The organism is Spectribacter hydrogenoxidans, assembly GCF_031846275.1.
GTDB classification, from domain to species: Bacteria; Pseudomonadota; Gammaproteobacteria; order Nevskiales; family Salinisphaeraceae; genus Spectribacter; species Spectribacter hydrogenoxidans.
Genome location: NZ_JAVRIB010000006.1, coordinates 154,108 through 166,999 on the forward strand (window position 1 = coordinate 154,108; position 12,892 = coordinate 166,999).

The following is a 12,892-nucleotide window of genomic DNA, read 5'->3' on the forward strand; positions in this document are numbered from 1 at the left end:
GACTGGCTCAGCAACTGAATCGGTATCAGTTAATGCGCAATCCTTCCTTGAGAATCTTGGGCGTGACGAACAGCAGCAACTCGCGCTTGTCGCGCTGCTTGGAAGTGTTGCGGAAGAACGCGCCCAGCAGCGGGATGTCGCCGAAGACGGGTACCTTGTTGACCACGTCGCGATCCTCCTGCTCGTAGATGCCGCCCAGCACCACGGTTTCGCCGTTTTCGACCAGCACCTGCGTGGTCAGGCTGCGGGTGTTGATCGAGGGCACCTGGCCGCCGCCCTGGACGTTGATGGAATCGCCCTGGGTGTCCTGGGTGACGAACAGGTCCATGATCACGCGTTCGTCCGGGGTGATCTGGGGGGTGACGGTGAGACTGAGCACTGCTTCCTTGAACTGCACGGTGGCGGCGCCGGATGAGGCGGCCTCCAGGTAGGGGATTTCCACGCCCTGTTCGATCTTGGCTTCCTTGGCGTTGGCTGTGATCACGCGGGGCGAGGAGATCACTTCGCCGCGGTTTTCCGATTCCAGCGCGGAAAGCGCCAGATCCAGATTGAACGTGTTGCCGATGATGCTGGTGGTCAGTGTCCCGGCCGGGCCGGCTACCGGCAGGTTGACGGCGAAGCCGGTATCGGCAGTGTAGTTGCCGTCGCTGGGGGACTCGAAGGCGGCGTTGTCGGTGGCGCTGGCGGTCACGCCCAGATTGCGGGCGAATTCGCGGTTGGCGACCACGATGCGGGATTCGATCAGCACCTGGCGTACCGGGATGTCCAGCCGGTTGATCACACGGCGAATCTCCTCGAGCTTGGCGCGGGTTTCATTGATCAGCAGGGTATTGGTGCGCTCATCCACCGTTACCTGGCCGCGGGACGACAGCAGCGACACTTCGCCGGATTTCAGCAGCGCGGCGAAATCCCCGGCCCGGGCGTAGTTGATCTGGATGATCTCCGAAACCAGCGGGGCGGAGTTGCTGGTGGCCTGCTGGGCCTCGAGTTCGGCCTGTTCGCGGGTGGCGATTTCCGGCAGCGGGGCGACTAGGATGACGTTGCCCTGACGGCGCATGCCAAGACCCTCGGATGCCAGGATGATGTCCAGCGCCTGGTCCCAGGGAACGTTGTCCAGTTCCAGTGCCATGGCGCCGGATACGCTTTCCGATACCACCATGTTCACCCCGGCCACGTCCGCCAGAATCTGCAGCACGGCGCGCACGTCCACGCTCTGGAACGACAGCGAGATGCGTTCGCCAGTGTATTCCGGCTCGCGGCTGCGCTGCTCCTCGGCCGTGACCGGCTGCAGTTCGATGACGAAGGTGTCGTCGGACTGGTAGGCCACCTGCTCGAACTCCGCGCCTTCAATGGGCGTGATCGCCAGACGCGTTGCGCCGTTCCGGGCCAGCGCGTCGATGTATTTCACTGGGGTGGCAAAGTCGATCACGTCCAGGCGCTTTTCCAGATCGGCCGGCAGCTGCACGCCGCTCAGGGTGGCGACGATGCGCTGGCCTTCGTTATTGACGTTCACCGGGCCAGGCGTGCCGCTCAGTTCGAGCGTGACCCGGCCGCCGCCGGATTCTGTCCGGCGAAAATCGATGTCGGTGATGCGCTGGCCGGAGGTCGGGGCCGGCCTGTCGCTGGCGGCCGTCGTTTCGCCGGTCCCCTGACCCAGGCGGACCAACACCCGATTGCCCTCGCGGCTCAACTGGTAGGGCACGATCCGCGAAAGCTCGAGCACCACCCGCGTGCGGTCGCCGCCCTCGGCCAACGCAATGGCCTGCAGATTCCCGGCGTCCACGCGCCGATAGCGCGGTTTGGCGGCCAGTGTGGTGCCCGGCAGGTCGAGTGACAGGCGGGCCGGCTGGTCCACGGTGAAGGCGCTGGCCTGCGGTGCCGGGCCAGAGAGGGTGAGCGTGACCAGCACCTGGTTGCCGGCCAGCCGGGCGTGTTCCACCGATTCCAGTTCCGTAGCCGCGGCCTGGGCCGAGAAACTGCCTGCCAGCATCAGCCCAGCGAGCAGGGCAGTCCAGCGACCGGCGGGGCGGTTGAGACGCTGTTTCATGGCATGCATTCCGTTCAAACCCGTTGATTGCCGCGGCTGGCGGCTATTGTTCAAGCGCGATGCTGGCATCGCGTTTCATGTAACCACCAAGCCCGTCGGGCACGATCTCCACCAGCCGGATGCCGGTCTTGTCGATGGCCACGATCTCGCCGAAATTCTTGCCCATGTGGTTGCCCACCGTCACCCGGTGCACCACGCCGTCCGGAGCGCTGACCAATGCATAGTGCGTGCCGGCGACTTTCAGGGTGCCGGCCATGCGCAGGGCGTCCAGCGGGAATTCCTCCAGCGGCTCGCGATTGCGGTTGAAATCGGGCGAGATGCCGGAGTTGCTGCGGCGCTGTTCCTGTTCGGTTCCCTCGGTAAAAGGCACGAAGGGCTCGCGTCGGTCGTCCGGTCGGTAGGCAAACGGCTCGTAGGCGCGCATCTGGGGTATCGGCTCGATGTCGTCGGACTTGCGCGCCTTGATCTCGGCGGCATAGGTGCGCAAATCCGACATGTCCTCGCTGCAGCCGGCCACCGCCGCTGCCAGGCCCAGCAGAATCAGCAATCGCGCGGCGCGGCGTCCGATCACTGGTCGTCCTCCGTGGTCCCGGCGGTTTCGTCGCCATCCAGATAACGATAGGTGTTGGCGACCACACTCATGCGCAATTCCTGGCCCTGGCTGTCCTCCGCGGGCTGGATGCTGACGTTGTCCAGGGTGACGATGCGCGGCAGCGCGGCCACGCCGGAAACGAACGCGCCCAGTTCGTGATAGCTGCCGGTGACCACCAGATCGTTGGGCAGCACGGCATAGAAGTCCTTGACCAGTTCGGGGCGCGGTTTGAACAGTTCCTCTTCCAGCCCGCTGGCCAGGCGCGTCTGGGAGATGTCATTGAGCAGGTTGGGCACCTCGGTCTGACTGGGCAGTTGCCGCAGCAGATCTCCGAATGTCTGGCGCATCTCCGCCAGCTGTTCCTTGTAGGCGTCGAGGTTGGCCACTTTCTTCTGCTTGCGTTCGAACTCGGCGCGCAGCGAGGTTTCCTGCTGGCGGGCACGGTCGAGCTCGTCGCCCTTGGGCAGCACGAAATACCAGCTGCCCAGCCCCAGCAACACGGCGGACAGGATCACCACCGCTCCGACATAGGCCCAGGCCGGCCAGCTGCCGACATTGTGCTGGTCCAGTGCCCGCAGTTCGTCGAAGAATTCGTTGACTCTCATGGCGCCTCGGCCTCCGACTGGCCGCCCTCGTCATCCGGTTTCTGCGGGTTCACGGTACGGAAGTTGAGCGTGAACTCGGCCGCTCGCTGGGAACCGCCGCTAGTGCCCTTGATCACCACCAGCCGCGGATCGTCGAACCAGGCGGAAGCATCCAGGTTGACCATGTAGGCCGAGACCCGCCCATTGGATTCGGCAATGCCATTGACGGTGGTGGTCTTGCCGTTCTGCTTCAGCGAGGTGAGGTAGACGCCCTCCGGCAGCGTTTCCACGATCTGGTCGAAGTAGTGGACGATCTGGGAGCGTGACTGCTGCAGCTCCTCGATGATGCGCATGCGGGTGATCAGGTTGTCCCGGGTTTGCTCCAGCGCTTCGATTTCCGCGATCTGCTTGTCGATTTCGGCGATCTCGGCCTGGAGGAAACGGTTGCGCGCCTGCTGGCTGTCGATGGCGCTGTTGTAGGCGAAAACCCCGAGCGCCACCAGGCCCAGCGCCCCGAGGGCGGCCACCCCGAGGGCGGTCAGGAACTGTTTCTTGCGCTGTTCGCGACGGGCCTCGCGCCAGTCCAGCAGGTTGATGCGAATGAGTGTCTGCATGATATCGGTCAGCCCAGTGACCGCAGCGCCAGGCCGGTCGCCACCATCAGGGCCGGGGCTTCCGCATCCACACGGCTGCGCCGGGCGCCGCCGCTGGCCTTGAGGCCGGCCAGCGGGTTGCCCGAGGCGGTGGCGATTTCCAGCGTGCGGCCGACGTGGTCGTCCAGCCCGGGAAACAGGGCGCAGCCGCCGGTGATGATGATCTGATCCACGCTCTCGATTTCGCCCGATTGCGAGAAGAACAGCTGCAACGAGCGGTCGATCTGCTGGGCCAGCTGTTCGGCAAACGCCGGCAGGATGGACGCCAGGTAATCGGCCGCCAGTTCGCCGCTGCGCAGGCGGGCCAGCGCGGCATCGGATGAATCCAGCCCTTCGTGACGCTGGATTTCCTCTACCAGCTGGCTGCCGCCGAAGGCCTGTTCACGGGTGTAGATGGTTTCGCCGCTGTGCAGCACGTTGACGGCCGTGGTGGTAGCGCCCACGTCGACAACCGCCACCGTGCGTTCCGCGCCCTTGTCCGGCATCTGTTCGATCAGCAGGCCGCAGGCGTTCTGCAGCGCATAGCTTTCAACATCCACCAGTCTGACCTTCAGACCGGCGATCTCGACCGCCGCGACCCGCATCTCCACGTTGTCGCGCCGGCAGGCTGCCAGCAGCACCTGCTGCATGTCGCTGTCGCGGGGCGAGGGGCCCATGATCTGGAAGTCCAGGCTGACTTCCTCGATGGGGTAGGGGATGTAGGCATCGGCTTCGAAGCCGATCTGCTGTTCGATCTCGTCCTCGGTGAGGGTGGCGGGCATGTCGATTAGCTTGCTGATCACCGCCGAGCCGGACACGGCCACTGCCGCCTGACGCTGCCGGCAGCCCGATTTCTGCATCGCGCGGCTGATGCTCTGCGCCACCAGTTCGGGCTCGACGATCTGGCGGTCCTGGACTGCATCGGGGGACAGAACTTCGCTGGCGAATGCCTGGATATGGGGCGTACCGAGGCTGCCCCCGAGTTCGAGCAGCTTGACCCGGCCGGCGCTGATGTCCAGCGCCACCAATTCCGGAGACTCGCGCCCCGTGATCGAATCCAGCAGACCCATCAAACTCCCCCAGTACCAAGGCCGGCGGTCAACGGCGCGATTCGCCCCTTACCCCCAAGGCTTTCTGCAAGCCGCTGACTTGTAATCAATATCCTGACCCATCCAGCCTGAAAGAACCATCGCAGAAGTTATCGGCGCCGACAAGCTGCCCTGAAGCGCCAACGCCAGAGGCTGCAGGTCGTACCGGGCCCCGGTATCATGGCACTTGGTTTTTTCGCGTGCGTGCCGCCGGTGCCACGCACGATACTCCAAGTGGAAGCTTACATTGCCGCGTGCGATCAAGGTTCTTGTGGTTGTTCTGGCGGGCATGCTGTCCGCGTCGCTGCTTGCGGTGGGCGTGGTCGGCGGGGCCTATCTGTATTTCGGCCCGCAGCTGCCCGAGCCGGGCGAGATCGGCGAGGCTCAGCTCAATGAGCCGCTGCGAGTCTATACTGCCGACGACCAGCTGATTGCGGAATTCGGCACCGAACGGCGGTTGCCGGTCACCTTCGAAGACATCCCGCCGCGGGTGATCCACGCCTTTCTGGCGGCGGAGGACGACCGTTTCTTCGAGCATCCGGGGGTGGATTATCAGGGCCTGCTGCGAGCGGCCTGGAATCTGCTTCTCACCGGCGAGAAGACCCAGGGTGGCAGCACCATCACCATGCAGCTGGCCCGCAACCTGTTTCTGTCGCGCGAGCGCACCTACACGCGCAAGATCAAGGAAATCTTTCTGGCATTGCGCATCGAGGCGGCACTGTCCAAGAACGAGATCCTCGAGATCTATCTTAACAAGATCTATCTGGGCAATCGTGCATACGGCGTTGGCGCGGCGGCTGAGGTGTACTACGACAAGACGCTGGCGGAACTCTCGGTGGGCGAGGTGGCGACACTCGCCGGCCTACCCAAGGCCCCGTCGCATTACAATCCGGCGCGCTATCCGGAGCGTGCCCGCAGCCGGCGTGATTACGTGCTTGGCCGGATGGTGGCACTGGACTACATCACCCGGGACGAGTACGAGACCGCGGAGTCGCAGCCGGTGGAGACCGCTACGCGGGTGGCGGACAGCCGTTACGAGGCCGATTACGTGGCCGAGATGGTGCGCCAGGAAGTGGTGGACCGTTTCGGCGAGGATGCTGCCTACACCGCCGGCTACAAGGTCACCACTACGCTGCTCAGCGAGCGCCAGCGGGCCGCCAACCGCAGCCTGCGGCGGGCATTGCTGGCCTATGACGCCCGGCACGAATGGCGCGGTGCGGAAGCGGCGATGCCGGCGGCCGAGGTGGGTGATGCCGAGGCCATGAACGACGCCCTGGCCGGGCGCCCGGACGCCGGGGGGCTGGTGCCGGCGGTGGTGCTGTCGGTCGGTGCCGACAACGCCAATCTCTACACCGAACCGCATGGCGAAGTGACCGTGAATCGCGGCCGGGTCGCCTGGTTGAATGACGGCGATTCGCTCGCCAGCCTGATCAATCGTGGCGATATCGTGCGTCTGGCCTACACCGGCGACGACGAGCAGACCTGGTCGCTGGTGCAGATTCCCGAAGTGCAGGGGGCGCTGGTCGCGCTCGACCCACGCGACGGGGCGATCCAGGGCCTGACCGGTGGCTTCGACTTCAGCCTGAGCAAGTTCAACCGGGCAGTGCAGGCCCGGCGCCAGCCGGGCTCCTCGTTCAAACCATTTCTGTACGCCGCTGCCTTGGACAATGGCTTCACCCCGGCCAGCATCATCAATGACGCGCCGGTAGTGTTCGATGCCCCCGGCCTGGGTCGCGACTGGCGGCCCGAGAATTACAGTGGCCGCATTCACGGGCCCACCCGGCTGCGCGAGGCCCTGATCCATTCTCGCAATCTCGTGACCATCCGGCTGCTGCGCTCGGTTGGCATCGACACCGCCATCGACTACATCAGCCGCTTCGGGCTGCCGGTCGACCAGATGCCGCGGGATCTGTCGCTGTCACTGGGTAGCGGCACCTTCAGTCCGCTGCAGATGGCCCGCGCCGATGCCGTGTTTGCCAACGGCGGTTTCCTGGTGGAGCCCTACTTCATCCGCGAGATCCGTGACGGACGCGACGAAACGGTTTACCAGGCCGAACCGCTCACCGCCTGCCCGGAATCCTGCAGCGGGGCCGACCAGCCGTTCGCGCCGCGCGTGATTCCGGCGCAGACCGCCTGGCTGATGAACAGCATGATGCAGGACGTGATCCAGCACGGGACCGGGCGGCGGGCCGCGCAGCTGGGCCGCCAGGATCTGGCCGGCAAGACCGGCACCACCAACGAGCAGCGCGATGCCTGGTTCACCGGGTTCAACGCCGATCTGGTTGCGGTAGCCTGGGTGGGCTTCGACAAGCTCGAGCCCCTGGGTGCCGGGGAAACCGGCGGGCAGGCGGCGTTGCCGATGTGGATTGACTTCATGGGCTCGGCCCTGGCGGATCAGCCCGAGCACAGCATGGCGCGGCCTTCCGGACTGGTCAGCGTGCGTATCGACCCGGAATCCGGGCGGCTGGCCGAGGGCGGCGCCGACGGCGTATTCGAGATCTTTCGCGAGGAGAACAAGCCCGAGGCCGGCGCACCCGGTCAGGACGGCGGTACCGAGGAAGTCGAACAGCTGTTCTGATCACGCCGATCCCGGCATTGATCAACCAGAGGGTTCCCGGCGATGGCCAACGGCAAACGGGTAGAGGCGATGCGTCAGCAGCTGGCGCAGACCGCAGCGCAGATGATCCAGGAGCAGGGCATTCGCGACTACCGCCTGGCCAAGGAAAAGGCTGCGGCCCGGCACGGGGTCGACATCCGTCGCGGGCCACTGCCGCGCAATACCGAGATCGAGGCGGCGCTGGCGGAGTATCAGCGGCTGTTCGCCGGGGCGGATGCGGTCGGCCAGGTGGCCGAGTTGCGGCGCGCGGCCCTGCAGGCCATGCGTGAACTCGAGGCGTTCCAGCCACGACTGGTGGGGGATGTGCTAAGTGGTCTGGCCACCCCGCACAGCGATGTCCAGCTGCATGTGTTCGCCGACCACTCGGAGGCCTTCGATTTTCATCTGCAGGATCGCGGCATTCCGTTCGAACTGATTGAGCGCCGGTTCCGTTATGGCCGAGGCGGCTACCACCACTACCCGGCATTCCGTTTCGCTGCTGGCGGGGTCGGTTTCGAGGCAGTGCTGTTCCCGTTGACCGAGCTGCGCCAGGCGCCAAACAGTCTGGTCGACGGCGCACCGCTGGCCCGGGCCAAGATCGAGGAGGTGGCGCGGCTGCTGGCCGATGATGTCGCCGGCATCTGAGAAACCCTTGGTCGGCGGTCGCTGGCCGGCCACTCTGACCGTGCTGATGGGGACCATTTCGGTGGTCCTGACCACCACCATCGTGAATGTGGCCGTGCCCGGCATCATGGCCGACTTCGACATGAGCCAGCTCCACGCGCAGTGGCTTTCGACGGGTTTCCTGGCCGCCATGACCGCCACCATGCTGGCCAGCGCCCGGGTGGTGGAGCGGCTGGGCCAGCAGCGCACCTTCCGCATCACCCTGTGGCTGTTCGTGGCCGCGTCGCTGCTCGCGGCGGCGAGCTGGAGCACGCCGGTCATGATTGCGGCGCGCATTCTCCAGGGGGCGGTGGCCGGTATCATCCAGCCGCTGGCGCTGGTGGTGATCTTTCAGGTGTTTCCCGATGACGAGCGCGGCCGGGCCCTCGGCCTGTACGGTATGGGTGTGGTGTTGGCGCCAGCGGTGGGCCCGGCCGTGGGCGGCTGGCTGATGGATGTATCCAGCTGGCGCGCGGTGTACCTGGCGGCATTGCCGTTCTGTGCCGTCGGCCTTTGGGGTGCCGGACGCACGCTCGACAATCAGCGCGCCGAGACGGTGGTTGCATTCGACTGGTGGGGTATGGTCCTGCTGGCCGCAGGGCTGGCGCTGTTGCTCGGCGGGCTGGCGGAGCTGGGGCTGGCGCAGGCGTGGATTCCGCCGGGCTGGCTGATTGCCGGCGGCCTGGGATTGCTGGCCGGATTCCTCGCCCTGCAGCGGCGGCGGGCCTCACCGCTGGTCAACCTCGACGTGTTCCGCCGGCCAGCGTTTGCCCTGGCCTTCGTGCTGGCGCTGGTCTACGGGGCCGGGCTTTTTGGCTCCACTTATCTGCTGCCGCTGCTTGTGCAGGGGGTGCAAGGGTTGTCCGCCACCATGACCGGGCTGGTGCTGATGCCCGCGGGGCTGGCGTTGGCGATGGTGTTTCCGGTATCCGGCCGCCTGAGCGATCACTGGCCGGCGCATCGGCTGATCATCGCCGGGCTGGTGCTGGTGGCGCTGGCGTTCTTCGCCCTGGCGACCACCGGGCCGGCTACCGGTTTCGTGGTGCTGGCGGCGTTCATCCTGCTCGGCCGCATCGGGCTGGGGCTGATTCTGCCGGCGCTCAATCTGGATGCCCTGCGCGGGCTGCCGGACGGCCTGATGCAGCAGGGCTCCGGCGTGATCAACTTCGCGCGGCAACTGGGCGGTGCATTCGGCGTCAACCTGTTCGCGTTGCTGCTGGACTGGCGCGTGCGCCAGCATCTGCACGCGCAGGGCGAGTCGTCGCTGACGCTGCACAACCTGTATCAGCCGGGTGCGGCCGACCCGGCCGGCCTGCAGGCATTGACGCGGGGCTTCGCAGAGACTTTCATGGTGCTCGGTTCGTGTTTCGTCCTGGCGGTGATTCCGGCGGTGGCGATGGGAGTGCGGCATGCGCGAGTTCGAGCGAATTCTTTTGGCCTATGACGGTAGCGAGCGTGGTCGGGTGGCCCTGCGCGGGGCGCAACCGCTGCTGAAACTGCCCAAATCGGAGGTTCATCTGCTGGCGGTGGTGCCGCTGGCCAGCGCGGTGGCCGCGGCGGAGGGCTTCTACACCGAAGCCATGTACGAGGCCGAGCGTGATCGGGTGGAGCAGATACTCGCCGAGGGCGTCGAAATTCTGCGCGAACTCGGGGTCGAGGCGCGCGGCCATCTGCGGGCCGGCCTGCCGGCCCAGGAAATCGCCGAACTGGCGGAATCGCTGGAGATCGACCTGGTGGTGGTCGGTCATCAGCAGCGCGGGCCGCTGACGCGCTGGTGGCAGGGCTCCGTGAGCGCCTCGCTGCTGGACCGGCTTACCTGCGCCATGCTGGTGGTGCAGGCCTGCGATCCCGCCCTGTCGGAAGATGGGACTCCCTGACTTGTTTTCGCTCGGCCTGCGCCGGAGTCCCTTGCAGGGGCCGCCGGCGGCGCGGATCATGCCGGCATGGTTGACTCCCATCGCAAACCCGTCGCCGATCTGACCTGGGAAAATCGCTTCCAGGCCCTGGGCACGGCCTACGGCCGGCCTCAGTCGCCCACCGAGCTGCCCGGGCCCTTCCGTATTGCGGTCAGTGACGAGGCTGCAGCGCTGATCGATCTGGATACCGATGACCCCGCATTCGTGTCCACGTTTGCCGGCAATCGGACGCCCGCGGGCAGCCAGCCCTTCGCGCATCGTTACGCCGGGCATCAGTTCGGTATGTGGGTGCCCCAGCTCGGCGATGGCCGCGTGGTGTCACTCGGCCAGGTCCGCAACCGCGCCGGCAAGCTCTGGGACGTGCAACTCAAGGGCGCCGGCAAGACCCCCTATTCACGGCACGCGGACGGCCGGGCGATGCTTGCGTCCACGGTGCGGGAATACCTGGTCAGCGAGGCGATGGCCGGCCTGGGCATTCCCACCACCCGGGCGCTGTGCGTGATCGGTTCGACCATGCAGGTGGCGCGCGACACCTGGCACCCGGCCGCGGTACTGACGCGGCTGGCACCGACCCATGTGCGGTTCGGCAGCTTCGAGTATCTGTTCTATCGTTCGCAGTTCGATGACCTTGCGCCGTTGGCGGATCATGTCATCGAACTGGAATTTCCCGATCTCGCGGACCAGGCGGCCGGGCCGGCGCGTTATCAGGCTTGGGTGGCCGGCGTGATCGAGCGCACCACCGACTTGATGGCGGCCTGGCAGAGCGTGGGCTTCGTCCACGGTGTGATGAACACCGACAACATGTCGGTGGCCGGCCTCACGCTGGATTACGGGCCCTTCGGCTTCATGGACGATTATCAACCGGACGCCGTGTTCAATCATACGGACGAGACCAGGCGCTATGCCTTCGACCGCCAGCCCGACGTCGCGCTGTGGAACCTGGGCTGTTTTGTGCAGGCCATCCTGCCGCTGCTGTCGGACGATCCGGATATCGCCATCGGCCTCGGGCAGGATCTGCTCAAGGCCTATCGGCCTGCTTTCGACGCTGCTTACAGTCGCCGGATGGCGGCAAAGCTGGGCCTGCCGGATACCCCGGCCACCGCCGATCTGCGCGATCGGCTGCTGGCACTGATGGCTGGGGATCATGCCGACTTTACCCGCAGCTTCCGGGGGCTCTGCTCGGCGGCGGCCGGGGACGAGGCCGCGTGGCTGGCAGCCTTCACCCGGCCGGACGAAGCCGCGGCCTGGCTGCGGGACTGGCGTGCGGCCTGGCCGGTGTCCGCGACAACGATGGCCGAGCGCCTGGCGGAGGCCAATCCCCGTTACGTCCTGCGCAACTATCTGGCCGAGCAGGCGATTCTCGCGGCGCAGGCGGGTGACCATGCCGAGATCGAACGGCTGCAGCGTTTGCTGACCCGCCCCTTCGATGAGCAGCCGGCCATGGCCGACTACGCACAGCGGCCACCGGCCTGGGCCGCCGATCTGGCGCTGAGCTGTACTGCCTGAATCGCCCCGTCGCAATGGAACCCGCCGGGTCACGGTCTAATGCATCGAATCGATGACACGGGTGGCCGCCGGGCGGACATGAGCAGCAAGCAACATCAGTTCGACGCGATGACGGCGGCGGTGGCTGACGATCTGTTCCGCTACGCCGTGTGGCTGTGCCGGGACCGCGATCTGGCCCAGGACCTGGTGCAGGAAACCCTGCTGCGGGCCTGGCGCTTCATGGACAAGCTGCGGGACTCCGGCGCCGTCAAGGCCTGGCTACTCACCACCCTGCGGCGGGAACATGCCCGGTTGTACGAGCGCAAACGCCTGGACCGGGTCGACATGGACCTGTCCTTCATCGAGGACGAATCCGGGCGTGACCCGTTTGCGGACGCTGAACGGCGGGAGCTGCAGCGGCGTATTGCCGCGCTGCCGGAGGACTATCGCGAGCCGCTGGCCATGCAGGTGATCCTGGGCTGCAAGGTGGCCGAGATCGCCGAGGCCATGGCCTTGAGCGAAAGCGCCGTGATGACCCGGCTGTTCCGCGCGCGCAAGCAACTTATGGACGGCACCGACCGGGCCGTGGAGAGTGTGCAATGAATTGCCTGGATTTCCGCCGGGCCTGTCAGGCAGACCCGCAGCATCTGACCGCCGAGCAGCAGGCGCATCGTCTGCAGTGCGCCGCCTGCAACCGTTTCGCGGCCGAGCAGCTGGATTTCGATCGGCGTCTGGCCTCGGCCCTGCGGGTACCCGCGCCCGAGGGCCTGACCCAGCGGGTGATCTTCGAACGCAGCCTGCGTGGCCGCCGCCGGCGCACCGGCTGGCTGGCGGTGGCGGCGTCGGTGCTGGTCGTGGTCGGTGCGACGGCGGCACTTCTGGTACCGCCGTCGGATTCGGATATCAGGAACTTCACCGCGCACATGACGGCCCATCCCGTGGATCAGGTGCCGCTGGCGGAACCCGATGGCATGGCGCTGCAGCGGGTGGCGGCTGATCTGGCGCTGCCGGCGGTATCGGATTTGTCCGCCATTGTCCGGGCCCAGCTGTGCGTGGTGGACGGGCATCGCGGTGCCCATCTGATCGTGGACTCGGGCGAAGCCCCGGTCACCGCGTTCGTCATGCCCGGCATGACCGCCGAGCAGCTGTCCGGCCTGGCAGCGGTGCCCGGTCTGTCCAGCCAGGTGGTGAGCACCCGTGACGGGCTGATCCTGCTGTTCTGCCCGGATCAGCGCCGGTTGGCCGAACTGGGCGAGCGCATGCGCCGGCAGCTGGGCTGGCGGGTCTAA

Annotated in this window: 12 protein-coding genes; 7 read left to right on the forward strand and 5 right to left on the reverse strand. The window is 66.4% G+C overall.

The window, feature by feature from the left end:
• Nucleotides 1–25: 25 nt before the first annotated feature.
• Genes RM532_RS07575 through pilM form a run of 5 tightly spaced genes read right to left on the reverse strand, consistent with a single transcriptional unit; the run spans nucleotide 26 to nucleotide 4,925 of the window.
• Complete coding sequence (locus tag RM532_RS07575; RefSeq protein WP_311652633.1) at nucleotides 26–2,047, reverse strand: type IV pilus secretin PilQ; 2,022 nt, start codon at nucleotides 2,045–2,047, stop codon at nucleotides 26–28.
• Nucleotides 2,048–2,090: 43 nt separating this feature from the next.
• The gene (locus RM532_RS07580) at nucleotides 2,091–2,618 is read right to left on the reverse strand and encodes a pilus assembly protein PilP (RefSeq protein WP_311652634.1); all 528 of its coding nucleotides are present in this window, start codon (nucleotides 2,616–2,618) and stop codon (nucleotides 2,091–2,093) included.
• Complete coding sequence (locus RM532_RS07585; protein ID WP_311652635.1) at nucleotides 2,615–3,244, reverse strand: type IV pilus inner membrane component PilO; 630 nt, start codon at nucleotides 3,242–3,244, stop codon at nucleotides 2,615–2,617. The genes RM532_RS07580 and RM532_RS07585 overlap by 4 nt, the downstream gene beginning before the upstream one ends.
• Entirely contained in the window at nucleotides 3,241–3,837 is a 597-nt protein-coding gene (locus RM532_RS07590) for a PilN domain-containing protein (protein WP_311652636.1), read from the reverse strand. Before RM532_RS07590 ends, RM532_RS07585 begins: the two co-directional genes overlap by 4 nt.
• Before the next feature lie 8 nt (nucleotides 3,838–3,845).
• Entirely contained in the window at nucleotides 3,846–4,925 is a 1,080-nt protein-coding gene (gene pilM / locus RM532_RS07595; RefSeq protein ID WP_311652637.1) for a type IV pilus assembly protein PilM, read from the reverse strand.
• A 265-nt stretch (nucleotides 4,926–5,190) separates the two neighbouring features.
• Here pilM and RM532_RS07600 point away from each other — a divergent pair, with 265 nt between their 5' ends.
• From RM532_RS07600 to RM532_RS07630, 7 genes are all read left to right on the forward strand, one after another.
• Nucleotides 5,191–7,521, forward strand: a complete 2,331-nt coding sequence (locus tag RM532_RS07600) for a penicillin-binding protein 1A (RefSeq protein ID WP_311652638.1) — start codon at nucleotides 5,191–5,193, stop codon at nucleotides 7,519–7,521.
• Between the two features lie 42 nt (nucleotides 7,522–7,563).
• Nucleotides 7,564–8,184, forward strand: a complete 621-nt coding sequence (locus RM532_RS07605; RefSeq protein WP_311652639.1) for a hypothetical protein — start codon at nucleotides 7,564–7,566, stop codon at nucleotides 8,182–8,184.
• A gap of 7 nt (nucleotides 8,185–8,191) precedes the next feature.
• Nucleotides 8,192–9,646, forward strand: a complete 1,455-nt coding sequence (locus RM532_RS07610; RefSeq protein WP_311652640.1) for a DHA2 family efflux MFS transporter permease subunit — start codon at nucleotides 8,192–8,194, stop codon at nucleotides 9,644–9,646.
• Nucleotides 9,612–10,079 carry a universal stress protein gene (locus RM532_RS07615; RefSeq protein WP_311652641.1) on the forward strand — a complete coding sequence of 156 codons (468 nt, stop codon included), beginning with the start codon at nucleotides 9,612–9,614 and terminating at the stop codon, nucleotides 10,077–10,079. The genes RM532_RS07610 and RM532_RS07615 overlap by 35 nt, the downstream gene beginning before the upstream one ends.
• 66 nt (nucleotides 10,080–10,145) lie before the next feature.
• Nucleotides 10,146–11,624: a protein adenylyltransferase SelO gene (locus RM532_RS07620; RefSeq protein WP_311652642.1), complete on the forward strand. Its 1,479-nt coding sequence runs from the start codon at nucleotides 10,146–10,148 to the stop codon at nucleotides 11,622–11,624.
• A gap of 78 nt (nucleotides 11,625–11,702) precedes the next feature.
• Complete coding sequence (locus tag RM532_RS07625) at nucleotides 11,703–12,206, forward strand: sigma-70 family RNA polymerase sigma factor (protein WP_311652643.1); 504 nt, start codon at nucleotides 11,703–11,705, stop codon at nucleotides 12,204–12,206.
• Nucleotides 12,203–12,892 carry a DUF3379 family protein gene (locus RM532_RS07630; RefSeq protein WP_311652644.1) on the forward strand — a complete coding sequence of 230 codons (690 nt, stop codon included), beginning with the start codon at nucleotides 12,203–12,205 and terminating at the stop codon, nucleotides 12,890–12,892. Before RM532_RS07625 ends, RM532_RS07630 begins: the two co-directional genes overlap by 4 nt.

Coding starts and splice junctions, on each gene's coding strand:
- RM532_RS07615 (WP_311652641.1), top strand. CDS start 9,612: ATGCGCGAGTTCGAGCGAATTCTTTTGGCCTATGACGGTAGCGAGCGT.
- RM532_RS07575 (WP_311652633.1), bottom strand. CDS start 2,047: ATGAAACAGCGTCTCAACCGCCCCGCCGGTCGCTGGACTGCCCTGCTC.
- RM532_RS07630 (WP_311652644.1), top strand. CDS start 12,203: ATGAATTGCCTGGATTTCCGCCGGGCCTGTCAGGCAGACCCGCAGCAT.
- RM532_RS07625 (WP_311652643.1), top strand. CDS start 11,703: ATGAGCAGCAAGCAACATCAGTTCGACGCGATGACGGCGGCGGTGGCT.
- RM532_RS07605 (WP_311652639.1), top strand. CDS start 7,564: ATGGCCAACGGCAAACGGGTAGAGGCGATGCGTCAGCAGCTGGCGCAG.
- RM532_RS07585 (WP_311652635.1), bottom strand. CDS start 3,244: ATGAGAGTCAACGAATTCTTCGACGAACTGCGGGCACTGGACCAGCAC.
- RM532_RS07590 (WP_311652636.1), bottom strand. CDS start 3,837: ATGCAGACACTCATTCGCATCAACCTGCTGGACTGGCGCGAGGCCCGT.
- RM532_RS07620 (WP_311652642.1), top strand. CDS start 10,146: ATGGTTGACTCCCATCGCAAACCCGTCGCCGATCTGACCTGGGAAAAT.
- pilM (WP_311652637.1), bottom strand. CDS start 4,925: ATGGGTCTGCTGGATTCGATCACGGGGCGCGAGTCTCCGGAATTGGTG.